This is a genomic window from Halomonas sp. HK25 (assembly GCF_047795635.1).
In the GTDB taxonomy this organism is placed as follows: Bacteria; Pseudomonadota; Gammaproteobacteria; order Pseudomonadales; family Halomonadaceae; genus Halomonas.
Genome location: NZ_CP181044.1, coordinates 3,130,070 through 3,152,533, shown reverse-complemented (window position 1 = coordinate 3,152,533; position 22,464 = coordinate 3,130,070). Strand labels below are relative to the sequence as shown.

Sequence of the window (22,464 nt, the reverse complement as noted above, 5' to 3'; positions counted from 1 at the left end):
CCTGTTATCCCTACCTGCTTGGCGTTCGCAGCCCTCAGCCTGTCGTCGCACGACAAGGTTGGCTGCCTGTCCGTAGGACAAGCTGCAAGGATATCTTTACCTGATTACGCACTTTGTACAGCTACGCTGGCGGGGCCTGGACTATGCTGAAAGGTAAGGGTTTCTCAGGAGATACCGTCATGGCTCGCAATCCTATCCAGTTCCAGTCCGGTCTGTCATTGCCGGCATTTCTCGACCAGTACGGCACCGAAGCGCAGTGCCGTGCGGCCCTGTTTCAGCATCGCTGGCCCACGGGGTTTGTTTGCCCCGACTGCGGCAACACCACCGGCTGCCAACTCGCGCGCGGGGTGTACCAGTGCCATCACTGCCACCATCAGACCTCGCTGACTGCCGGGACCATCTTCCACGCCACGCACCTGCCGCTCACCACCTGGTTTCTGGCCATCTACCTGCTGACCCAACGCAAGAATGGCCTCTCGGCGCTGCAGCTGTCCCGCGAGCTCGGCGTCAGCTACAACACCGCCTGGAAGCTCAAGCACAAGCTGCTGCAGGTCATGCATGAGCGCAACCAGGGCGAGACGCTCACCGGACGCATCGAGATCGATGATGCCTACCTCGGCGGTGAACGGCCGGGAAAGCGCGGGCGCGGCGCTGAGCACAAGTTCCCGTTCGTCGCCGCGGTGCAGACCGATGAGGAGGGCCATCCCCAGCGCGTCCAGCTGCGTCGCGTAAGCGGCTTTACCCGCGCCGAGGTGAGGCGCTATGCCCAGGTCGCCATCGCGCCTGGCAGTCGGGTGGTCAGCGATGGCCTGGGGTGTTTCCGGGTCTTCGATACCCCGGCCTACACCCATGAGCGCTTCATCACTGGCGGTGGCCGTGCCAGTGCGCAGATCCCCGCCTTCAACTGGGTCAACACCGTGCTGGGCAACGTCAAGAACGCCATCACCGGCAGCTACCATGCCATCCGTGGACAACATGTGCCGCGCTATCTGGCTGAGTTCGAGTACCGCTTCAATCGGCGCTATGACCTCACGGCCATGATTCCGCGCTTTCTGACGGTGGCGGCCAGAACACCGCCGATGCCTTACCGGCTCCTGAAGCTGGCTGAGCCATATACGTAATCAGGTATCTTTATGAGTGTTCAAGGGGCCTTCCTGCCCGATGCAGAACAGCTCTCCTCGAAGGATGGCTGGATCAGCGTGCATGACCATCTTCCCATCGATAGCCGTGCCACCCTGCTGGTGGTTTATCAGGACATGCATGGCTCAGGGGTCACCTCGGCGATCATGGAGCGGGGCCGCTTCCTGAGCATCGCCAACCGAGCGCTGGTGCGCGGCGTGCGCTCCTGGCGCTTCCAGGGGGAGTAATCGATGAGTCTCGAGACACGCTCCTCATCTCTGCACGTCCAGCAGTTGCTGGAACGGGGCTACGTCAGCATCGGTCAGCAGCGTCCCGAGCAAGCGCTCAATCCCATCGATGCGGCGCTGCTGATGGAGGCAGGGCCAGGGATCAGCTCGGTGTTCTGGCGGCGCCGCCACCATGATCTGGTGCTCGGCGCGCAGGAGTCGGCCACGGCCCGGGAGCCCGCCTGGGATTAGCCATTCATGGTCACTCCAGTGGTCCCAGGTTTCCCATTCCCGATCCCGTCAGGTCAAAGATGTCATCAACCGCTACCGTCAATGCCGCCACCTCCCTGTCGCAGGAGGTGGCCAGGCGCCGTACCTTTGCGATCATCTCGCATCCCGATGCCGGCAAGACGACTCTCACCGAAAAGCTGCTGATGTATGGCGGGGCCATCCGTTCGGCGGGCACCGTCAAGGGCAAGAAAAGTCAGCAGTTCGCGACCTCGGACTGGATGGAAGTCGAGAAGCAGCGTGGTATCTCGGTGGCCAGTTCGGTGATGCAATTCGAGCACGAGGGCTGCGTGATCAACCTGCTCGATACGCCCGGCCACCAGGACTTCTCGGAAGACACCTACCGGGTGCTCACCGCGGTGGACGCCGCCTTGATGGTGATCGACGCCGCCAAGGGCGTCGAGGCCCAGACCATCAAGCTGCTCGAGGTGTGCCGACTGCGCAAGACACCGGTGATCACCTTCATCAACAAGATGGATCGCGAGGTCCGTGACCCCCTTGAGCTGATCGACGAGATCGAGGAGATCCTCAAGCTGGCGTGCGCGCCGGTGACCTGGCCGGTCGGCATGGGCAAGCAGTTTGCCGGGGTCTATGACCTGCAGCGTAACCAGATGCTCAAGTTCACGCCCGGTGACAATACCGCCGACACCGAGGTCGAGGTGCTGGACGGAGAGGATCACCCCTATCTGGTCGAGCACTTTCCCATCGCCCACGCCACCTTCAAGGAGGAAGTGGAGATCGTGCGGGAGGCGGCAGCGCCCTTCGACCGTCAGGCCTTCCTGGCCGGCGACCTGTCACCGGTGTTCTTCGGTTCGGCCATCAACAACTTCGGGGTGCGCGACATTCTCCAGGCCCTGGTGTCCTGGGCGCCATCTCCCAGGTCTCGGGAGGCCAGGCAGCGAGAGGTGCTGCCCGATGAGGCCGACTTCACCGGCATCGTCTTCAAGATCCAGGCCAACATGAATCCGCTGCACCGTGACCGCATCGCCTTCCTGCGCATCTGTTCGGGCGCCTACCGCCAGGGGCTGCGCGCCACGCATCTTCGCTCGGGCAAGGCGATCAAGCTGGATCATGCCATCACCTTCATGGCCCAGGAGCGCAGCCACCTGAGCGAGGCCTATGCGGGGGACATCATCGGCATTCCCAACCACGGTCGCCTGCGCATCGGCGATGTCATCACCCAGGGCGAGACGCTGGAACTGGAGGGCATCCCGCACTTCTCCCCGGAGATCTTCAGGGTGGCCAGGCTCAATGACCCGCTGCGCGCCAAGCAGCTCAACAAGGCGCTGCAGGAGCTCGGCGAGGAGGGCACCATCCAGGTCTTCGAGCCCCTCGAGAAGACCGGCATGGTGCTGGGCGCCGTGGGCCAGCTGCAGTTCGAGACCGTGGCCCATCGCCTGCTCACCGAGTACAAGATCGACGCCAGCTTCGACAGCGTCCCCGTGCACAAGGCGCTGTGGGTGAGCAGCGCCGATGCCCCGGCGATGAAGCGGTTCATGCAGTCCAATGCCAACCGCCTGGCCCGGGATGCCGCCGGAGCGCTGGCGTTCATGGCCCCCAACCGCTCGGTGCTTCAGCTGACCCTCGAGAAGTGGCCCGAGATCGAGTTCCACAGTACCCGCGAGATCGGGGCGACCTGACGCCAAGCACTTCCCTTTCACCATGAGCCGAGCCAAACCAGACGCGATGAATCAGCAAGCCGAGAGTCCCGAGCGACTGGCCGAGCGCCGCCATCTCGACCATACCCTCGAGCGCATCGAGGCCAACCTTGACGAGCTGGGCCAGCGGCTTGAGGCCTATGCCGAGGACATCCAGGCCCAGAAGGAGTACCTCTGGTCGAGCCGCGACGAGATGGACCATATCGAGAAGATCTCGGCGCGGGAGTCCATCGAGCAGTCGGTCATGTCCGGCGACAACGCCCTGGCGCGGCGTCAGAAGCTCGAGAAGCTGCGCCACTCGCCCTATTTCGGGCGCTTCGACTTCGCCCGCGGCGGCAAGCCGGAGCCGGTCTATATCGGCGTTTACCACTTCCATGACGACCTGGCCCGGGTCAGCCGGGTGCATGACTGGCGGGCGCCCATCGCCTCGCTCTTCTACGACGTCGAGACCGGCCCCGCCACCTATGAGAGCCCCGAGGGTACGGTGGCCGGCGAGGTCACCCTGAAGCGGCAGTTCCGCATCAAGGGGGGCGAGATCGAGCTGATGATCGACAGCGCGGTGCACGTGGTCGACGACGTGCTCCAGGAAGAGCTCGGCCGCGCCTCCGACGAGGGCATGAGGAACATCGTCGCCACCATCCAGCGCGACCAGAACGCCATTATCCGCGACGACGAGGCCCAGGTGCTGGTGATCCAGGGGGTGGCCGGCTCCGGCAAGACCTCCATTGCCCTGCACCGCATCGCCTATCTGCTCTACCGCTTCAAGGACAGCCTGCGCTCCGAGGACATCCTGATCATCTCCCCCAACCGGGTGTTCTCCGACTACATCGCCAACGTGCTGCCGGAGCTCGGCGAAGAGACGGTCAACCAGGTCGGCATGGAGGAGCTGGCCGACGAGCTGCTCGACGGCCAGTACCGCTTCGAGAGCTTCTTCGAGCAGACCGCCTCGCTGCTGGAGAAGGACGACGAGGCGATGAAGGCGCGGCTGCGCTACAAGGCGTCGCCGGCGTTTCTCGCCGAGCTTGACCGTTATGCAGGCCACGTGGAGGCGAACCGCTTCGCCGCCGAGGATATCTGGATCGCCCGGCGGCTGGTGCCGGCCTGGCTGCTCGAGGAGGTATTCCGCAAGCACCGCCATCTGCCCACCAACGAGCGCCTCCGACAGGTGAGCTGGGAGATCGAGCGCAAGATCGGCAACCAGTACAACTACGACCTGGAGCCGGAGGAGCGCAAGCAGCTCAAGGCGGCCGTGAAGACGATGCTGCACCGGTCCACCCTGCGCGAGACCTACAGGGCCTTCTACGACTGGCTGGAGCGGCCCGAGCTGTTCAGGACCGCCTCGCGGGGGCGGCTGGAATACGCCGACGTCTTCCCGCTGATCTACCTGAAGATGCGCCTGGAGGGCGTGCGTTCGCGCTGGCGGGACGTCAAGCACCTGCTGGTCGACGAGATGCAGGACTATACCCCGGTGCAGTACGCGGTGATCGGCCGGCTGTTCGCCTGCAAGAAGACCATCCTCGGCGACGCCTTCCAGTCGGTGAATCCCTATACCGGTTCCGGAGTCGAGGAGATCCGCCGGGTGCTGCGCCAGTCCTCTTGCGTGACCCTGAACAAGAGCTACCGCTCGAGCCTTCCGATCACCCGCTTCGCGCAGCGCATCTCCCCCAACCCCGACCTGGAGGCGATCGAGCGCCACGGCGAGGAGCCTCGAGTGATCCGGGCCCGCACCCGTAAGGCGGAGCTCGCCATCATCGGCGAGCTGGCCTGTGACTTCACGGATTCCGAGCACAACACCCTGGGCATCGTCTGCAAGACCCAGAAGCAGGCCAAGAAGGTCTTCGAGGCCCTGGACGGCGGCGAGCAAGGTGATTTCGAGCGGCTGCAGCTGCTCGGCGAGAAGAGTGCCGCCTTCGGCCGCGGCATCGTCGTCTGCACCGCCCATATGGCCAAGGGCCTGGAGTTCGACCGGGTCATCGTCCCGGAGGTCACCGCTGGCAACTACGCCACCGACATGGAGCGCAACCTGCTCTACGTGGCCTGCACCCGGGCCATGCACCGTCTGGCGCTGACCCACTCGGGCCCCTTGACCTCCTTCCTGGACGAATCGCGGCTACGTTGATCCACGTCCTATGCAAGGCCCCGTGCATGGGGTAGAAACGTCAAGACGGATAACGACATACGCCAGCCAGGAAATGACACGATGACCGAACAGGTGATGGCCGCCATCGACGGCTCCAAATTTTCCGAGGGAGTGTGCGACTCCGCCGCCTGGGCCAGCCTGGCCCTGGGGGCGCCGCTGACCTTCCTGCATGTGGTAGACAACCATCCCCAGACCGCCGAGGCGGACCTCTCCGGCAATATCGGCCTGGGCTCGCGGGAGCACCTGCTCGAGGAGCTCTCCCAGCTCGATGAACAGCGCGCCAAGGTGGCACAGGAACAAGGGCGCCTGACGCTCACGGCCGCCAAGGAGCGGGCTATTGTTAGGGGTGTCGCGGAACCGGGCACCCGTCAGCGTAACGGTACCCTGGTGGAGACTCTGGAGGAACTGCAGGAGGAGATCCGCCTGCTGGTGATCGGCAAGCGCGGCGAGACCGCCCATCAGGACAGCGGCCACCTGGGCTCCAACCTGGAGCGGGTGGTGCGCACCTTGCACCGTCCGATCCTGATGGTGCCTGACACCTTCAAGGCTCCAGAGGCGGTGATGCTCGCCTTCGACGGCAGCAAGACTACCCGCAAGGGCGTGGAGATGCTTGCGAAGAGCCCACTGTTCGCGGGTATTCCGGTGCACGTGGTGATCGTGGGCGCCGAGACTGGCGACAACCGCTCCCAACTCGACTGGGCGCTTGCGACCCTGCGCGATGCCGGTCACGAGGCAGAGGGTGCCATCCGCGCCGGCGAGGTGGAGGCGACTCTGCGCGCCTACAAGGACGAGCACGCCATCGACCTGCTGATAATGGGCGCCTACGGCCACTCGCGCATCCGCCATCTGCTGGTGGGCAGCACCACCACCGAGATGCTCCGCAAGGCGAAGGTGCCGGTGCTGCTGCTGCGTTGACCGCTGTCCCCAAGCCAGGCACGACGCCCCGGTGCTCCTGAATTGATGAAGGGAGCCCGGGGCGTTGGCGTTTGTCAATCCTGGGCCTTGAGCTGGCCGAGTAACCCTTGGGCCAGCCACCAGCCGATGACCAGAAAGGCCAGCATGCCGATGAGGATGGCGGTGAAGCTGGCGCCCAGATCCAGAGCGATGCCCAGTACCGCCGGTGCCAGGCCGGTGGAGAAGACCATCGAGGCACTCAGGGTCGCCCGCACCGTGCCGAGATGCTCGGCGCCCCAGCTGCGCACCAGCAGGCTGGTGGCGATGGGCTCCTGGGCACCCATGGCCAGTCCGCCCCCCACCATCAGTGCCCAGACGCCGAGGTTGCCCCCGGCGCTGATGGCGACCAGCAGGGCCAGCGCATAGGGCAACAGATAGAGGCGCGCCAGGCGGATGGGGCCCAGCGTATCCACCCAGCGCCCCCCGAACAGGGCCCCTGGCAGCTTGGCAATACCCATGCCGGTCAGCGCCAGGGCGTAGACGCCCAGGCTAGACCCCAGGTCGGCGGTCATCCGGGATTGATAGATGAACAGCCCGGTCATGGTGACGGGCAGCACCATCAGCAGCGGCAGCAGCCGCCAGAAACGGGCCTCCCGGAAGGGGCGCGGGCCGTTTCGACGCTCCCCCTTGCGGGGGCGCAGGCCGGGTGCCGCTGGCCAAGGGGCGAGCAGCAGCAGCGGCACCCAGAACAGCGCCAGGAAGGCCACGAATAGCCACCATAGCTCCCGCCAGCCCAGCCACACCAGCAGCGCTGCCATCAGCGGCGGCAGGGCCGTTTCACCGAGCATGATCCCGATGCCCACCAGACCGAGCGCCCGGCCACGCAAGACGGTAAATTCGCGTCCCGCCAGGGTGTTGCCCAGGTGGGGCATCATGCCCTGGCCGCAAAAGCGCACCAGGCCCAGCCCTAGCAGCCCCAGCCCCCACCAGGGCGCGGCGGTCAGCAGCAGGATGCCGACAAGCAGGACGGCGATCACCATCAACGCGAAGCGCCGCGGGGCGATCCAGTCGATGCTGGGCCCGAGGCGCAGCACGGCGAAGCCCGACGCCAGGGTCACCGCCGCGTAGGCGGCGCCGAACTGCCCGGCGGAAAGTCCCAGGTGCTGGCTGATCGGCGACTGGAAGAGCCCGATAAAGAAGCTCTGCCCCAGGCTCGAGGTAAACATCGCCAGGAAGGCGATGCCGACCAGGCCGCTGTGGTTACGCAACAGTAGGCGGTAGCCCATGACGCCCTCCTCTGGCGCTGGCATGATGAGGCGGTGAATCCGGAAGGCCATGTTAACAGCTGGTCGCTAACCCAAGAGGAGTACTCATGACCATCATCCGTCACGACACCAAGGCGCGCATGAGCCGCGCCGTGATCCATAACGGTATCGCTTATCTGTGCGGCCAGGTGCCTGGTCCGGAGGCGCGCCACGGCGATATCACCGAGCAGACGAAGAGCATGCTGGCGCGAGTGGATGCGCTGCTGGCCGAGATCGGCTCCGACCGGGAAAACCTGCTCACCGCCACCGTCTACCTGAAGGATGGCCACGACGTTGCCGGCATGAATGCGGTGTGGGATGCCTGGGTACCCACCGGCCACGCCCCGGCGCGCACCTGCGTCTGCGCGCCGATGCCGGCCGACGAGCTCAGGGTAGAGATCACCATCACCGCCGCGGTGATCAGCGGTGAGTACAGCTACTGAGCCTGGTGCTTCCCTGGCGTTTGCAGGGGGCGTTCATGATGGCCCCCTCGTGCGGTCGCAGCCGCCGCGAGAGAGCAATCACAGCGATGTTCAGCGTTGGCCGGCCGGGTAGCGTGTCTCCTTGAGACTATCCTTGATCTTCTTGAGGTGCCCGAGGAAGTCCTCGCCGCGACGCAGGGTCACCCCGGTGGCCAGCACGTCGATCAGCGTCAGCTGGATCATCCGCGAGGTCATCGGCATGTAGTGGTCGGTATCCTCGGGGGTGGCGACTTCCAGGGTCTCGGTGCACTCCCTGGCCAGCGGCGAGTCGGGCGCGGTGATACCCAGCACCACGGCGCCGCTCTCGCGAGCCAGGCGGGCGATGTCGACCAGCTCCCGGGTGCGCCCGGTCCACGAGATCACCACCACGACATCGCCGGTGTGGCAGCTCGAGGCCACCATGCGCTGCATCAGCACGTCCATGTAGGCGGTCACCGGGAGGTTGAAGCGAAAGAACTTGTGCTGGGCGTCCTGGGCCACGGCGCCCGAGGCGCCCAGGCCGAAGAAGTGGATCTGCTTGGCCTGGATCAGATAGTCCACCACCCGCTCGATGCGCACCGGATCGGTCTGGCGGCGCGCGTTATCCAGCGCGGCGATGGTGGCGCCGAAGATCTTCTGGGTGTAGTCGGCGGCCGTGTCGTCGGGCTCTACCGCCTGGCTGACATAGGGCGTGCCCCCGGCCAGGCTCTGGGCCAGCTTGATCTTGAAGTCCGGGTAGCCCTTGGCGTTGAAGTTGCGGCAGAAACGGTTGACGGTGGGTTCGCTGACCGAGGCGGCCTGGGCCAGGGTGGCGATGCTCATGCCGGTGGCACTGGCCGGGTCGGCGAGGATGACGTCGGCCACCTTGCGCTCGGAGCGGTTGAGCTCCTCGAGGCGCTGACGGATGCGATCGATCAGGTCGTGACGGGCCATGGCGCGGTGGCGCCCTCCATGCTGGGGCGGCGCGGGGCCGCGGGGTTCATGCCTCGAACGAGATGATGTAGTGATTTAACTACATTATGCTGACTATCCTAGCCTGAGCCGGCGGGGGCAGGCCATAGCAAACGTCTAGCTCGTCGAGTCTCGTGGAAGTCAACGAAGGGAGCGGGGATGAGCCATCACAACCGATCCGGCCAGACGGCCAGCACGGAGATCGACCTGGCGCTGTTCGGCGCCCTCGGCGACCTGGCCCAGCGCAAGCTCTTTCCGGCGCTTTTCCAGCTCGACCGCGAGGGGTTGCTTGACCCGACCACGCGCCTGCTGGGCCTGGCGCGCCAGGAGCTCGATCTCGACGGCTTCAAGGCCCGCATCGAGCAGGCGCTCACGACCCACGTCAAAGCCGAGGAGCTCGACCGCGCGGCTCTGGCACGCTTTCTGGCTCGCCTCGACTACCGTCGCTTCGACTTCACCCAGCCCGATGGCTACGCCGAGATCCGCGAGTGGCGCCAGGGGGTGTCTCGCCCCATGGTGGTCTACTTGTCGGTGGCGGCGAAGATCTACGGTGACATCTGCCGCCACCTGGAGGCCAGCGGCAGCCTGGACGAGCAGGCACGGATGGTGGTCGAGAAACCGATCGGCCATGACCTCGAGTCCTCGGCGGCGATCAACGACGCCATCGGCGCGGTATTTCCCGAGTCGCGCGTCTATCGCATAGACCACTACCTGGGCAAGGAGACAGTGCAAAACCTGATCGCACTGCGCTTCGCCAATCCGCTGTTCGGCACCCAGTGGAACCAGAACCATATCTCCCACGTGGAGATCACCGTGGCCGAGCAGGTGGGCATCGAGGGGCGCTGGGGCTACTTCGACGAGGCCGGTCAGCTGCGCGACATGGTGCAGAATCACCTGCTGCAGCTGGTCTGCCTGATTGCCATGGACCCGCCGGCCAACCTCGACGCCGATGCCATCCGCGACGAGAAGGTCAAGGTGCTCAAGGCGCTCACGCCGTTCACCGATGACATGCTGGGGCGCGACGTGGTACGCGGCCAGTACATCGCCGGCACCACGGATGGCCAGGCCGTGCCTGGCTACCTCGAGGAGGAGGGGGCCAACGTCGAGAGCCATACCGAGACCTTCGTGGCCATGAAGACCCGCGTGGCCAACTGGCGCTGGGCCGGCGTGCCCTTCTACCTTCGCACCGGCAAGCGCATGCCCGAGAAGCTCTCGCAGATTGTGATCCACTTTCGCCAGCAGCCCCACTATATCTTCGACCCGGACCAGCGCGACCTGGCCGCCAACAAGCTGGTGATCCGCCTGCAGCCGGAGGAGGGCATCGCCCTGGAGGTGCTGACCAAGGACAGCGGCCTGGACAAGGGCATGCGCCTGCGCCGCGGCCCGCTGCACCTGGACTTCAACAGCGCCTTCCCCAAGACTCGGATTCCCGATGCCTACGAGCGCCTGCTGCTGGAGGTGATGAAGGGTCAGCAGTACCTCTTCGTGCGCCGCGACGAGGTCGAACACGCCTGGCAGTGGTGCGACAGCCTGATCGCCGCCTGGGAGGATCTTGCTGAACCGCCGCGCCGCTATCCTGCCGGCTCCTGGGGGCCGGTCGCGTCCATCGCCATGATCACCCAGGATGGCCGCAGCTGGTATGAGGATTACTAAGGAGAGCCGAGATGAGCGAGCTTTGCCGTGAACGCCTGGCCGGACAGCTGGCCGAGGCAGTCGCCGAGGCGCTGCGACAGGACCTGGCCCGCCATGAGCGCGCCCTGCTGGTGGTCTCCGGGGGCTCTACGCCGGTCCCCTTCTTCCGGGCGCTGGGTGCCTGCGAGCTGCCCTGGGCGCGCGTCCAGGTGACCCTGGCCGACGAGCGCTGGGTCGCCGAGGATGCCGATGCCAGCAACGCGCGTCTGGTGCGAGCCCACCTGCTTCGGGGGCCTGCCGCCGAGGCGACCCTCGTGCCCCTGACCACCGACGATCCCACTCCCGAACAGGGTGCCGAGACGGTGGCCGAGCGCATCGCCGGCCTGGCCTGGCCCGCCAGCGCGGTGGTGCTGGGCATGGGCGGCGATGGGCACACCGCCTCGCTGTTCCCGGATAGCCGTGAGCTGGACCTGGCGCTGACCACCGACGCCATCACCGTGGCGGTGCGTGCGTCGAGCCAGCCCCAGCCGCGTATCACCCTGAGCGCCGACCGCCTGCACCGGGCTCGGCGCCACTTCCTGCACATCACCGGCGGCGAAAAGCGTGACATGCTGGTGCGGGCGCTGGCGGGCGATGACGTCCGCGAGTTGCCGATCCGTGCCTTCCTTACCTGCCCGCTGGCCACCTACTGGGCTCCTTGAGGCCGGTTCCCTGAATTTCTCGGAGTGACTCACATGACGTCCGAAAAGCGTATCGAAGAGCGTATCGACAAGCAGCTGCCCTCCACCCGTACCACCGAGCTCGACAGCATCTGCCTGAAGGCCGAGGTGATTCCGGTGCTGGCCATCCAGCGCATCGAAGATGCCGTGCCGCTGGCCACTGCCCTGGTCGAGGGAGGCCTGACCGTGCTCGAGGTGACCCTGCGCACCGACTGTTCCCTGGAGGCGGCCCGCCGGATCAAGGCGGCGCTGCCCCAGGCCAGCATCGGGGTGGGCACCGTGCTGACGCCGGCCCAGTACCGCCAGGCCGAACAGGCCGGCGCCGACTTCGTGGTCACCCCGGGGAGCACCGAGGCGCTCTATCGTTACGGTGTGACCAGTCCGGTGCCGATGCTGCCCGGCGTGGCCACCGTCTCCGAACTGATGACCGGCTGGCAGTACGGTTACCGCCGCTTCAAGTTCTTCCCCGCCGAGTCCAGCGGAGGCGTCAAGGCGCTCAAGGCCTTCGCCGGCCCGATCCCCGAGGCGCGCTTCTGCCCCACGGGCGGCATCAACCTCGACAACGCCGAGGACTATCTGGCGCTCAAGAATGTGATGTGCATAGGCGGTTCCTGGCTCACCCCGAACTCCCTGGTGGAGGCCGAGGACTGGCAGGCCATCCGCCAGCTGGCCAGGGAGGCGGCTCTGCGCTTCCACCACTGAGCTGGCCTGAGCGCTCACAGGGTCGGGCGCTCCCTTCCGAAGCGAACGCACCGGGGCGGCTGGGGACGACCTCGGCGGCCTTCGCACCCTATGGACTTTCAGCAGAGCCATTATCAAGCTGTGTGCAAACCACGCACGGGGTAACGCATGAACAGCACGGAGCAGCAGTTTCTCAAGGAGCTGGATGACAAGCTATGGAAGGCCGCCGACAAGCTGCGTGCCAACCTCGACGCCGCCAACTACAAGCACGTGGTGCTGGGGCTGATCTTCCTCAAGTACGTTTCCGACGCCTTCGAGGAGCGCCAGGAGGAACTGCTGGCGCTGTTCAAGACCGACAGCGACGACAACATCTACTACCTGCCCCGGGAGGACTTCGCAAGCGACGCGGAGTACCAGCAGGCGCTCGAGGAGGAGCTGGAGCAGCTCGACTACTACCGAGAGGCCAACGTCTTCTGGGTACCGAAGCCGGCCCGCTGGAGCACCCTCAAGGAGAAGGCCGTGCTGCCCGTGGGCAGCGTGCTCTGGCGGGAGGAGCCCTCAGCGGGTGGAAAGACCGGTAATGACGTCAAGCTGCGTTCGGTCTCCTGGCTGATCGACAACGCCCTGGAGGAGATCGAGAGGAGCAATGCCAAGCTCAAGGGCATTCTCAACCGTATCGGCCAGTTCCAGCTGGAGAACGACAAGCTGCTCGGCCTGATCAACACCTTCTCGGATACCTCCTTCACCAAACCGGTGTTCGGCGGCGAAAGGCTGAGCCTGCACAGCAAGGATATCCTCGGCCATGTCTACGAGTACTTCCTGGGCCAGTTCGCCCTGGCCGAGGGCAAGCAGGGCGGCCAGTACTACACCCCCAAGAGCATCGTCACCCTGATCGTAGAGATGCTCGAACCCTACTCCGGCCGTGTGTACGACCCGGCCATGGGCTCCGGCGGCTTCTTCGTCTCCAGCGATAAGTTCATCGAGGAGCACGCCAAGGAGCAGCACTACGACGCCAGCGAGCAGAAGAAGCACATCTCGGTGTACGGCCAGGAATCCAACCCCACCACCTGGCGCCTGGCCGCCATGAACATGGCCATCCGCGGCATCGACTTCAACTTCGGCAAGAAGAACGCCGACACCTTCCTGAACGACCAGCACCCGGACTTGCGCGCCGATTTCGTGATGGCCAACCCGCCCTTCAACACCAAGGACTGGTGGAGCGAATCCCTGGCCGACGACGCCCGCTGGAGGTACGGCACCCCGCCCAAGGGCAACGCCAACTTTGCGTGGATGCAGCATATGCTGCACCACCTGGCGCCCGCCGGCAGCATGGCCTTGCTGCTGGCCAATGGCTCCATGAGCTCCAACACCAATAACGAGGGCGAGATCCGCAAGCGCCTGGTGGAGGAGGACCTGGTGGAGTGCATGGTGGCCCTGCCCGGGCAGCTGTTCACCAATACCCAGATTCCCGCCTGCATCTGGCTGCTGATCAAGGACAAGAGCGGCGGCCTCTCGCCCAACCAGGTGAGGAAACGCGCCCGCCGTAACGAGTTCCTGTTTATCGATGCCCGCCGCCTGGGCTACATGAAGGATCGCGTGCTGCGCGACTTCGCCCCCGAGGATCTCGCCAGGATCACCGATACCTTCCACGCCTGGCAGCGCGGCGAGGGCTACGAGGATGTCGCCGGCTTCTGCAAGGCCGCCAGCCTGGAGGAGATCAAGAAGCATGACTTTGTGCTGACGCCCGGGCGTTATGTGGGCGCCGAAGAGCAGGAGGAGGATGGCGAGCCCTTCGCCGAGAAGATGGCGCGGCTGACCGGGCAGTTGCGGGAGCAATTTGCCGAGAGCGAGCGACTGGAGGCGGAGATCAAGCGGAATCTTGGGGGGCTGGGGTATGAGCTCTGAAAGACTTTTTCCCAGCATCCCAAGTCAGTGGAAAGTTACTACGCTTGGGGAGTTAGCCAAAGCGTCAGGAGGAGATATACAAACAGGCCCTTTCGGTAGCCAGTTGCATGCAGGCGATTACGTTGATGATGGCATTCCTTCGATCATGCCCAAAAACATCTCTGTGGATGCAGTTACCACAGATGACATTGCGCGCGTATCACCAGAGGATGTCGAGCGACTATCGAAATACAAAGTCCAAGTTGGCGATATTGTTTACAGCCGCCGTGGTGACGTTGAAAAATGTGCGCGAATAACTGAAAAAGAGGACGGTTGGCTCTGTGGCACGGGCTGCCTCAGGGTTCGAGTTAAGCCAGAGTCTGTCTCAACAGAATACCTTCACGCCTATCTATGTCATCCCACTGTTCGAGAATGGATTGTTCGTCATGCTGTCGGCGCGACGATGCCAAACCTGAACACATCCATTCTCAGTGCTCTGCCAGTCGTCATTCCTAGCAATGCAGAGATGGCAATCATTGCATCTATCTGGCTGACGATCTCTGACAAAATCCAACTCAACCATCAAATCAACAAAACCCTCGAACAGATGGCCCAGGCCATCTTCAAGAGCTGGTTTGTCAATTTCGAGCCGGTCAAGGCCAAGGTCGCCGCACTGGAAGCGGGCGGCAGCGAGGAAGATGCCTTGCTCGCCGCCATGCAGGCCATTTCCGGCAAGTCAGCCGATGGGCTGGTCCGCCTCAAGGCCGAACAGCCCGAGCAATATGCCGAGCTCCGCGCTACCGCCGAGCTGTTTCCATCGGCTATGCAGGATAGTGAGTTGGGGGTGATTCCGGAGGGGTGGTCTGTATCTACTTTTTCAGAGATCTCCGATATTACTATGGGGCAATCCCCGAAGGGTGATACTTACAATTCTGATGGGGATGGTATGCCGCTTGTAAACGGTCCGGTTGAATTTGGTAGCCACCATCCAAAGAAAATTAAATGGACAATAGCGCCAACTAAATCATCTCAGAAAAATGATCTCATAGTGTGTGTGCGAGGATCAACAACTGGTCGGTTTGTAAAAAGCGATGATGTTTATTGTCTTGGGCGGGGCGTGTGTGCTATCCATGCTGGTGAGTGTCAGCCCTATCTCGATCGACTTTTTAAAAGTGAGCTGCCAAAATTGTTAGGACTGACTACTGGCTCTACATTTCCGAGTTGGAGTGGTGCCATCTTGAAAGGTTATCAGGTTTTAATTCCTAAAAAAGAGCTTTTATCGCGATATAGTTCTCTTTTCGGACCGATTGATGAAGGCATTTCTGCCAGAGTGATAGAGTCTTCAAATTTGGCAAGTTTGAGAGACACTCTCCTTCCCAAACTCCTCTCCGGCAAACTCTCAGTATCTGACGCCGAGGGTCAGCTCGAGAAAGCCCAGGCGACAGCCGATGTTTAAGGCCGCCTCAACCTCCAGTCGGCTCGATCCACAGAAAAACGAGCGTGGCATCGAGTTCGAGCAGGCCGTTGCCCTGCTCAGCCGCACCCTGACCAACCGGGCCTGGTCTCCCACGAGGGCGAGGCGGTGGCTCGAGTCATCAGCGATTACGCCAGCCGGCGCCGCAGCGCCGCTCTGCTGGCGCAGCCGGTGAAACGCCTGTTGAATTCTTTGCCGCCCCTCGCAGACTATGCTGTAATACGTTGTAGTCGCCAAATTCGAGGGTATCGTCATGAGCGTCACCACAGTTCGCCTTCAAGCAGAAGTTGAACAGCATCTGGAGGCAATCGCCAGCAGGCTGCACCGAAGCAAAGGCTGGGTAATCAACCAGGCATTGTCGGAATACATAGAAAAGCAGCAGCTTGAGCAAGAGCGGTGGAAGCAAACGCTAGAGGCAATGGAGTCTGCTGCCCAAGGCAAGATTGTGGATGCCAGCGAGGTTCACAGCTGGCTTAACAGCTGGGGAACCGAAAACGAGCATGAGGCACCGAGGTCAGGTAAGTGAAACTGGTCTACACGGACGAAGCCATTGATGACCTGAAACGCCTCAGGGAATTCGTTGCGGTGCATAACCCGTCGGCGGCAGCCAGGATTGCCACCGAACTGGTTGGCAAAATCGAATTACTTCCAGACTTCCCCGAAATGGGCACGCCAGTTGAAATGGCACCGGTGCCTGACTCTGTTCGAGACATGGTTTTCGGAAAATACGTCGTTCGATATTCAGTTCATGCCAGTGCCATCATTATTCTCCGGATATGGCATGGTCTTGAGGGTGAACGATAGCTCCCGGCGTCCATTGAGGTTGGATGAGTTGACTCGGTTGCTCAACTATATCACGGAGGAGCCAGGCCATGATCAGTGAGGGCCAGCTGGAACAGCAGTGCCTGCAGTGGTTCGCCGAGGGCGGCTGGGAGGTCTCCCACGGGCCGGATCTCGCGCCAGATGGCGAGGCCCCGGAACGGGCCGATTACCGGCAGGTGTTGTTGCTGGCTGACCTCGAGATGGCCATTGCGCGCATCAACCCACACCTGCCCCAGAGCGCCGTGGAACAGGCCCTGGCCGTGGTGCGCAAGCCGGAAAGCCTGGACGTGGCGATCAGCAACCGGGCCTTCCACCGCCTGCTGCTGGACGGTGTGCCGGTGGAGTACAAGCGCGACGACAGGGTGGTTCACGACCAGGCCTTCCTGGTGGACTTCGGCGATCTCAACGCCAACCGCTTCCGCGCTATCAACCAGTTCACCATCGAGGGCGCCAAACAGTTGCGCCGGCCGGATATCGTCTGCTTTATCAACGGCCTGCCGCTGGCCGTACTGGAGCTGAAGAGCCCCGGCGCCGAGAACGTGAACATCTGGGATGCCTACCACCAGGTGCAGACCTACAAGGACGAGATACCCGACCTGTTCGCCTACAACGAAGCGGCCGTCATCAGCGATGGCTATGTGGCCCGCGTCGGCTCGCTTACCGCCAGCCAGGAGCGCTATATGCCCTGGCGCACCCTCAGGCACGAAGACGACAAGCCCCTGCTGGAGTGGCAGCTGGAGACCATGGTGCGCGGCTTCTTCGACCGGGAGCTGTTGCTGGATTACCTCCGCTACTTCGTGATCTTCGAATCGGATGCCGACAGGCTGATCAAGAAGATTGCCGGCTACCACCAGTTCCACGCCGTGCGCGAGGCGGTGAAGGCCACCGTGATCGCCGCCCAGGCACCGGAGCAGGACCACCGGGCCAGGGAGAGGCGCGCCACCTACGGCGACGAGGTCCAGCCTGGCAGCAAGAAGGCCGGGGTGGTGTGGCATACCCAGGGCTCCGGCAAGAGCATCTCCATGTGCTGCTATGCCGGCAAGCTGCTGCAGCAGCCGGAGATGAACAATCCCACCCTGATCGTGGTGACCGACCGCAACGATCTCGATGGCCAGCTGTTCGCCACCTTCAGCATGGCCCGGGAGCTGCTCAAGCAGGAGCCGGTGCAGGCCGATGATCGCGATACCCTGCGCCGCCTGCTGGCCGAACGAGAATCCGGCGGCATCATCTTCACTACGGTGCAGAAGTTCGCCCTGCTCAACGATGAAGCCGGCCACCCGGTGCTGAACGACCGCCACAACATCGTGGTGATCTCCGACGAGGCCCACCGCAGCCAGTACGGCCTGAAGGCCACCCTCAAGAAGGATGGCAGCTACAAGTTCGGCTACGCCCGCCACATGCGCGATGCCCTGCCCAACGCCGCATTCATCGGCTTCACCGGCACCCCCATCGAGAGCGAGGACAAGGACACCCGCGCCGTGTTCGGCGATTACGTATCGATCTACGACATCCAGGACGCCGTGGACGATGGTGCGACGGTGCCGATCTTCTACGAATCCCGCCTGGCCAAGCTGGACATCAACCACGACGAGATCGAGGCGCTCTCCGACCAGGTGGAGGAGGTGGTCGAGGACGACGAGGACCTTGGCAGCCGCGAGAAGACCAAGGGCGAGTGGAGCCGGCTGGAGAAGCTGGTGGGCGCCGGCCCGCGCCTGAAGCAGGTGGCGGAGGACCTGGTCGATCACTTCGACACCCGCACCGGCGCCATCGACGGCAAGGCGATGATCGTGGCCATGAGCCGGGAGATCGCGGTTCATCTCTACAACGAGATCGTCGCCCTGCGCCCGGCGTGGCACGGCGCGCCATTGGGTGAGCCCGCCGACCCGGAGAAGGGCGCCATCAAGGTGGTGATGACCGGCTCCGCCTCCGACCGGGCGCTGCTGCAGCCACACATCTACAACAAGTCGACCAAGAAGCGCTTCGAGAAGCGCTTCAAGGATGAGCGCGACCCACTCAAGCTGGTGATCGTGCGGGACATGTGGCTGACCGGCTTCGACGCCCCCTGCTGTCACACCATGTACGTGGACAAGCCCATGAAGGGCCACAACCTCATGCAGGCCATCGCCCGGGTCAACCGCGTGTTCAAGGACAAGCCCGGTGGGCTGGTGGTGGATTACATCGGCATCGCCAACGAGCTCAAGCAGGCCCTGAAGACCTACACCGACGCCAAGGGCAAGGGGTCGCCTACCCACAGCGCGCAAGAGGCCTATGCCATTCTGCTGGAGAAGCTGGACATCATCCGCGGCATGTTCGCCCCCGGCCCCAGGGGCAATGGCTTCGACTACCGTTGCCATCAGGGAACGGGTTTCGAAACCGACCCCCACAAGCTGTTGGTGCCCACCGCCAACTACGTCCTCAGCCTGGAAGACGGCAAGAAGCGCTTCCTGGATACCGTGCTGGCCATGAACAAGGCCTTCTCCCTGTGCGCCACCCTGGACGAGGCCCAGGCGCTGCAGAAGGAGGTGGCGTTTCTGTCACAGGTGAAGACCGCCATCACCAAGTTCACCAGCGTTGACAGGAAACTGACCGAGGAGGAGAAGAACACCGCCCTCAAGCAGATCCTGGACAATGCCCTGGTTGCCGAGGGCGTGACCGATGTCTTCGCCCTGTGCGGCCTGGACAAGCCCAATATCGGTCTGCTCTCCGACGAGTTCCTGGAAGACGTTCGGCAGATGCCCTACAAGAACTTCGCCGTGGAGCTGCTGGAGAAGTTGCTCAAGGATGACATCAAGGCCAGGACCCGCCATAACGTGGTGCAGGAGAAGAAATACGCTGACCGCCTGCAGGAGACGCTGCGCAAATACAACAATCGGGGCATCGAAACCGCCCAGGTGATCGAGGAGCTGATCAGTATGGCCAAGCAGTTCCAGGCCGAGATGGAGCGAGATGAAGCGCTGGGCCTGAACCCGGACGAGGTGGCCTTCTACGACGCCCTGGCCAACAACGAAAGTGCCGTCCGCGAGCTGGGTGACGACACCCTCAAGGCGATCGCCATCGAGATCACCCGGAAGCTCAGGGCCTCCACCACGGTGGACTGGCAGGTGCGCGAGAGCGTGCGGGCCAAGCTGCGCATCCTGGTGAGGCGAACGCTGCAGCGCTACAAGTACCCGCCCGACAAGGCAGCGGAGGCCGTGGAGCTGATCATGCAGCAGGCGGAGGTGCTCTCGAACCACTGGAGTCGCTAGAAGCCGGTCATCCCGTGCCGACCCTTACCGATGCCGGCAACTTCCACCCAACCATGACGCTGGGTTGGGTGGAAGTTGAGTGAAGTAACTACCTCACCCCCGAGACAGCGTGGTGCCGAGCAGGTGCTGGGCGCCCGGCACCCGCCACACCGGGTCGAGGCGGGTATTGGCCGACTCGACGCAAAGGAAGTGGCTCCCGGCATCCGTCGGCGTATCGGCCGGCAGCTCGCCACCCGGGTGCCAGACCACGGCGGAATCGCTGCCTTGGCGGGCGATGCGCAGGCGCCTTGCGCCGTCGTCGAGGGTGAGCTCGGCATTGCTGTGATAGATGCGATCGAGCTCCCCGCGCACGCCCAGCTCCCCTTGCTGCTCGCGTTCGGCGAAACCGGCCAGCTTGTCCAGGTAGCGGGCGCCGGCCAGTCCCTCGAGGCGGCAGGCGAAGGCGTCGTCCACGGCGAGGTAGCTGTGCAGGGCGCCGCTGATCTTTATCGGGGTCTCGCCGGTATGCTCGGTGATCAGCTCCACATGCAGGCGCTGGGCGTTGGCCTGGATGACCAGGCGCGGCGCGAGCTGGGTATGCAGGCGTTTCTCTGGCGAGAGGTGCAGCTCCACCCCCTCCTCATGTTCGTCCACGGCGTCCAGGCGCCACTCGGCCGTGCGCGCCGGGCCATGGAAGGGGCCGCTGCGGTCCGGGGATTCGTCGGCGAAGTGGTCATCGGCGAACCAGGGCCAGCACAGCGGTATGCCGCCGCGGATGGCTCCGGGCAGATCCTGGGGCGTTGGCGTCACCCACAGCCAGCCCTCGCCGTCATCGTCCGCAGGGCGGAAATGCAGTACCTGGGCACCCTGGAGCGACACCGCCAGCTCTCCCCAGGCCTCGTTGGCCAGCCACACCTCGCGGCCGGCCCACTGGGCGCTGCGCTGGCCGCGGGTCTCGTCGAGCAGGGTTCTGAGCGAAGCGGGAATCATATTGGCCTCCGGGCTGATGGCTTTGTCGACATGGCGTTGCAGTGGCGGCACAGCCTAGCATGCCAGCCGGCTGTCGCCCGGGGCGGAATTACCGACAGGCTTTGGCTCAGGCGTCCTCGTCGTGTATCTGGCCGGCCTGGCGGGCCAGGTCGTCGGCCTCGAAGCCGCCGAACACGCCGGCGCCCGCTTCGGCGCCCATGGCCAGGTGTCGCATGCCGCCGAACAGTTCGCGGCCTAGCCCCACGTGATGGGAGGCCAGGTGCGGTTCGTTCACCTCGCGCTCTGCCAAGTCGCGGGGGGAGACCTTGACCTCGAGGGTTCCGGCGTTGGCGTCCAGGCGCAGGATATCGCCATTGCGCAGTTTTGCCAGGGGGCCGCCGTCGAGGGCCTCGGGGGTCATATGGATGGCCGCGGGTACCTTGCCGGAGGCGCCGGACATGCGCCCGTCGGTGACCAACGCCACCTTGAAGCCGCGGTCCTGCAGCACGCCGAGATAGGGCGTCAGCTTGTGCAGCTCGGGCATGCCGTTGGCCTTGGGACCCTGGTAGCGCACCACCACCACCACGTCGCGATCCAGTTCGCCGGCCTCGAAGGCCGCCTTGAGCGCGTTCTGGTCCTCGAAGATCCGCGCCGGGGCCTCCACCAGGCGGTGCTCCTCGGCGACCGCCGAGACCTTGATCACGCCGCGGCCCAGGTTGCCGTCCAGCACGGTCAGGCCGCCGGTGGCGGCAAACGGGCGGGCCACGACGCGCAGCACATCGTCGTCGAGGCTCTCGGTGGGCCCTTCCCGCCACACCAGCTTGCCATCCTCCAGGAAGGGCTCCCGGGTGTAGGCGGTCAGGTCGGTGCCGAACACCGTGGGGATGTCGCCATGAATCAGGCCGGCAGCGACCAGCTCGCGAATCAGCAGGCTCATGCCGCCGGCGGCCTGGAAGTGGTTCACGTCGGCCTGGCCGTTGGGGTAGATGCGGGTCAGGCTCGGCACCACCGCGGAGAGCGCGGTGAAGTCGTCCCAGGTGATGGTCAGTCCCGCCGCCGCGGCCATGGCCACCAGGTGCAGGGTGTGGTTGGTGGAGCCGCCGGAGGCGAGCAGGCCGACCATGGCGTTGACGATGGCGCGCTCGTCGACCTGCCGGTAGAAGGGGCGGTAGTCGCCGCCGGCCTCGGTGTTGCGGATCGCCTGCTCGGCGGCGAAGCGGGTCAGGGCCTCGCGCAGCGGGGTGCCCGGGTTGACGAATGAGGCGCCGGGCAGGTGCAGGCCCATGATCTCCATCATCAGCTGGTTGGAGTTGGCGGTGCCGTAGAAGGTGCAGGTGCCTGGGCTGTGGTAGGAGGCCGACTCCGCCTCCAGCAACTCGTCACGCCCCACCTTGCCCTCGGCGTAGAGCTGGCGGATGCGCGCCTTCTCCTTGTTGGGCAGGCCGCTCTCCATGGGGCCGGCGGGCACGAACAGCGCCGGCAGGTGGCCGAAGCGCGCCGCGGCGATGAACAGGCCCGGGACGATCTTGTCGCACACGCCGAGGTAGAGGGCGGCATCGAACATGTTGTGGGAGAGCGCCACGGCGGTGGCCATGGCGATCACCTCGCGGGAGAAGAGCGACAGTTCCATGCCCGGCTGTCCCTGGGTGACGCCGTCGCACATGGCCGGCACGCCGCCGGCGAACTGGGCGGTGGAGCCCATGGCTCGCGTGGCCTCCTTGATGATCGCCGGGTAGTCCTCCAGCGGCTGGTGCGCCGAGAGCATGTCGTTGTAGGCGGAAATTATCCCTAAGTTGGCGCTGTTCATCAGCTTGAGCCGGCCCTTGTCCTCGGCGCCGCAGGCGGCGAAGCCGTGGGCCAGGTTGCCGCAGGAGAGCTCGCCGCGATGCACGCCGCGCCGGTGCTGGTCCGCCATGCGCGCCTCGTAGAGGGCGCGTCGCTCTCGGGAACGCTTGCGGATGCGGCGGGTGACGTCGGCGACGGTGGCGTTGAGAGAGGGGGTCATGGGGGGCTCCGG

General features: G+C 64.4%; 19 protein-coding genes. 15 read left to right on the top strand and 4 right to left on the bottom strand.

The genetic code is table 11. The features are described from left to right. Positions 1-179: 179 nt before the first annotated feature. The 6 genes from ACM26W_RS14860 to ACM26W_RS14835 all read left to right on the top strand — a co-directional run bounded on the left by ACM26W_RS14860 (position 180) and on the right by ACM26W_RS14835 (position 6,347). Positions 180-1,121, top strand: coding sequence for an IS1595 family transposase (locus tag ACM26W_RS14860; protein ID WP_416137616.1), 942 nt, complete (start codon positions 180-182; stop codon positions 1,119-1,121). 12 nt (positions 1,122-1,133) lie between these two features. Then, on the top strand, positions 1,134-1,367 hold the full coding sequence (locus ACM26W_RS14855; protein ID WP_416137748.1) for a hypothetical protein: 234 nt from the start codon (positions 1,134-1,136) through the stop codon (positions 1,365-1,367). A 3-nt stretch (positions 1,368-1,370) separates the two neighbouring features. After that, positions 1,371-1,598: a hypothetical protein gene (locus ACM26W_RS14850; RefSeq protein WP_416137747.1), complete on the top strand. Its 228-nt coding sequence runs from the start codon at positions 1,371-1,373 to the stop codon at positions 1,596-1,598. A gap of 59 nt (positions 1,599-1,657) precedes the next feature. Continuing rightward, positions 1,658-3,274: a peptide chain release factor 3 gene (locus ACM26W_RS14845; RefSeq protein WP_416137746.1), complete on the top strand. Its 1,617-nt coding sequence runs from the start codon at positions 1,658-1,660 to the stop codon at positions 3,272-3,274. Between the two features lie 46 nt (positions 3,275-3,320). Further along, the gene (locus ACM26W_RS14840; RefSeq protein ID WP_416137745.1) at positions 3,321-5,411 is read left to right on the top strand and encodes a HelD family protein; all 2,091 of its coding nucleotides are present in this window, start codon (positions 3,321-3,323) and stop codon (positions 5,409-5,411) included. 81 nt (positions 5,412-5,492) lie between these two features. Further along, positions 5,493-6,347, top strand: coding sequence for a universal stress protein (locus tag ACM26W_RS14835; protein WP_416137744.1), 855 nt, complete (start codon positions 5,493-5,495; stop codon positions 6,345-6,347). Between the two features lie 74 nt (positions 6,348-6,421). On the opposite strand, the gene ACM26W_RS14830 is transcribed toward ACM26W_RS14835, so the two are convergent. Then, the gene (locus ACM26W_RS14830; RefSeq protein WP_416137743.1) at positions 6,422-7,612 is read right to left on the bottom strand and encodes an MFS transporter; all 1,191 of its coding nucleotides are present in this window, start codon (positions 7,610-7,612) and stop codon (positions 6,422-6,424) included. An 86-nt stretch (positions 7,613-7,698) separates the two neighbouring features. Between ACM26W_RS14830 and ACM26W_RS14825 the strand changes: the two genes are divergently transcribed. Then, positions 7,699-8,073, top strand: a complete 375-nt coding sequence (locus ACM26W_RS14825; protein ID WP_416137742.1) for a RidA family protein — start codon at positions 7,699-7,701, stop codon at positions 8,071-8,073. 90 nt (positions 8,074-8,163) lie between these two features. On the opposite strand, the gene ACM26W_RS14820 is transcribed toward ACM26W_RS14825, so the two are convergent. Then, a complete protein-coding gene (locus ACM26W_RS14820; RefSeq protein ID WP_416137741.1) occupies positions 8,164-9,024 on the bottom strand; it encodes a MurR/RpiR family transcriptional regulator in 861 nt (286 codons plus the stop codon). 177 nt (positions 9,025-9,201) lie between these two features. Here ACM26W_RS14820 and zwf point away from each other — a divergent pair, with 177 nt between their 5' ends. The 8 genes from zwf (at position 9,202) to ACM26W_RS14780 (ending at position 19,499) form a co-directional block, all read left to right on the top strand. After that, positions 9,202-10,695 carry a glucose-6-phosphate dehydrogenase gene (gene zwf / locus ACM26W_RS14815; RefSeq protein ID WP_416137740.1) on the top strand — a complete coding sequence of 498 codons (1,494 nt, stop codon included), beginning with the start codon at positions 9,202-9,204 and terminating at the stop codon, positions 10,693-10,695. A gap of 11 nt (positions 10,696-10,706) precedes the next feature. Beyond that, positions 10,707-11,375 carry a 6-phosphogluconolactonase gene (gene pgl / locus ACM26W_RS14810; protein ID WP_416137739.1) on the top strand — a complete coding sequence of 223 codons (669 nt, stop codon included), beginning with the start codon at positions 10,707-10,709 and terminating at the stop codon, positions 11,373-11,375. 33 nt (positions 11,376-11,408) lie between these two features. Beyond that, on the top strand, positions 11,409-12,095 hold the full coding sequence (locus ACM26W_RS14805) for a bifunctional 4-hydroxy-2-oxoglutarate aldolase/2-dehydro-3-deoxy-phosphogluconate aldolase (RefSeq protein WP_416137738.1): 687 nt from the start codon (positions 11,409-11,411) through the stop codon (positions 12,093-12,095). A 147-nt stretch (positions 12,096-12,242) separates the two neighbouring features. Beyond that, a complete protein-coding gene (locus ACM26W_RS14800; protein WP_416137737.1) occupies positions 12,243-13,979 on the top strand; it encodes a type I restriction-modification system subunit M in 1,737 nt (578 codons plus the stop codon). Then, on the top strand, positions 13,969-15,414 hold the full coding sequence (locus tag ACM26W_RS14795) for a restriction endonuclease subunit S (RefSeq protein WP_416137736.1): 1,446 nt from the start codon (positions 13,969-13,971) through the stop codon (positions 15,412-15,414). The genes ACM26W_RS14800 and ACM26W_RS14795 overlap by 11 nt, the downstream gene beginning before the upstream one ends. Positions 15,415-15,685: 271 nt before the next feature. Next, a complete protein-coding gene (locus ACM26W_RS14790) occupies positions 15,686-15,958 on the top strand; it encodes a CopG family ribbon-helix-helix protein (protein ID WP_416137735.1) in 273 nt (90 codons plus the stop codon). After that, positions 15,955-16,236 carry a type II toxin-antitoxin system RelE/ParE family toxin gene (locus tag ACM26W_RS14785; protein ID WP_416137734.1) on the top strand — a complete coding sequence of 94 codons (282 nt, stop codon included), beginning with the start codon at positions 15,955-15,957 and terminating at the stop codon, positions 16,234-16,236. Before ACM26W_RS14790 ends, ACM26W_RS14785 begins: the two co-directional genes overlap by 4 nt. 71 nt (positions 16,237-16,307) lie before the next feature. Further along, positions 16,308-19,499 (top strand): type I restriction endonuclease subunit R, encoded by a 3,192-nt coding sequence (locus tag ACM26W_RS14780; protein ID WP_416140904.1) that lies wholly within the window; start codon positions 16,308-16,310, stop codon positions 19,497-19,499. Positions 19,500-19,592: 93 nt separating this feature from the next. Here ACM26W_RS14780 and ACM26W_RS14775 read toward each other — a convergent pair whose 3' ends face one another. Both ACM26W_RS14775 and edd read right to left on the bottom strand, forming a co-directional pair. Continuing rightward, complete coding sequence (locus ACM26W_RS14775) at positions 19,593-20,468, bottom strand: D-hexose-6-phosphate mutarotase (RefSeq protein ID WP_416137733.1); 876 nt, start codon at positions 20,466-20,468, stop codon at positions 19,593-19,595. Positions 20,469-20,574: 106 nt separating this feature from the next. Then, the gene (gene edd / locus ACM26W_RS14770; RefSeq protein WP_416137732.1) at positions 20,575-22,452 is read right to left on the bottom strand and encodes a phosphogluconate dehydratase; all 1,878 of its coding nucleotides are present in this window, start codon (positions 22,450-22,452) and stop codon (positions 20,575-20,577) included. Positions 22,453-22,464: the final 12 nt, after the last annotated feature.

Bases quoted from the DNA above. Each gene is read 5' to 3' on its own strand.
- ACM26W_RS14860 (WP_416137616.1), top strand. From the start codon at position 180: ATGGCTCGCAATCCTATCCAGTTCCAGTCCGGTCTGTCATTGCCGGCA.
- ACM26W_RS14855 (WP_416137748.1), top strand. From the start codon at position 1,134: ATGAGTGTTCAAGGGGCCTTCCTGCCCGATGCAGAACAGCTCTCCTCG.
- ACM26W_RS14850 (WP_416137747.1), top strand. From the start codon at position 1,371: ATGAGTCTCGAGACACGCTCCTCATCTCTGCACGTCCAGCAGTTGCTG.
- ACM26W_RS14845 (WP_416137746.1), top strand. From the start codon at position 1,658: ATGTCATCAACCGCTACCGTCAATGCCGCCACCTCCCTGTCGCAGGAG.
- ACM26W_RS14840 (WP_416137745.1), top strand. From the start codon at position 3,321: ATGAATCAGCAAGCCGAGAGTCCCGAGCGACTGGCCGAGCGCCGCCAT.
- ACM26W_RS14835 (WP_416137744.1), top strand. From the start codon at position 5,493: ATGACCGAACAGGTGATGGCCGCCATCGACGGCTCCAAATTTTCCGAG.
- ACM26W_RS14830 (WP_416137743.1), bottom strand. From the start codon at position 7,612: ATGGGCTACCGCCTACTGTTGCGTAACCACAGCGGCCTGGTCGGCATC.
- ACM26W_RS14825 (WP_416137742.1), top strand. From the start codon at position 7,699: ATGACCATCATCCGTCACGACACCAAGGCGCGCATGAGCCGCGCCGTG.
- ACM26W_RS14820 (WP_416137741.1), bottom strand. From the start codon at position 9,024: ATGGCCCGTCACGACCTGATCGATCGCATCCGTCAGCGCCTCGAGGAG.
- zwf (WP_416137740.1), top strand. From the start codon at position 9,202: ATGAGCCATCACAACCGATCCGGCCAGACGGCCAGCACGGAGATCGAC.
- pgl (WP_416137739.1), top strand. From the start codon at position 10,707: ATGAGCGAGCTTTGCCGTGAACGCCTGGCCGGACAGCTGGCCGAGGCA.
- ACM26W_RS14805 (WP_416137738.1), top strand. From the start codon at position 11,409: ATGACGTCCGAAAAGCGTATCGAAGAGCGTATCGACAAGCAGCTGCCC.
- ACM26W_RS14800 (WP_416137737.1), top strand. From the start codon at position 12,243: ATGAACAGCACGGAGCAGCAGTTTCTCAAGGAGCTGGATGACAAGCTA.
- ACM26W_RS14795 (WP_416137736.1), top strand. From the start codon at position 13,969: ATGAGCTCTGAAAGACTTTTTCCCAGCATCCCAAGTCAGTGGAAAGTT.
- ACM26W_RS14790 (WP_416137735.1), top strand. From the start codon at position 15,686: ATGAGCGTCACCACAGTTCGCCTTCAAGCAGAAGTTGAACAGCATCTG.
- ACM26W_RS14775 (WP_416137733.1), bottom strand. From the start codon at position 20,468: ATGATTCCCGCTTCGCTCAGAACCCTGCTCGACGAGACCCGCGGCCAG.
- edd (WP_416137732.1), bottom strand. From the start codon at position 22,452: ATGACCCCCTCTCTCAACGCCACCGTCGCCGACGTCACCCGCCGCATC.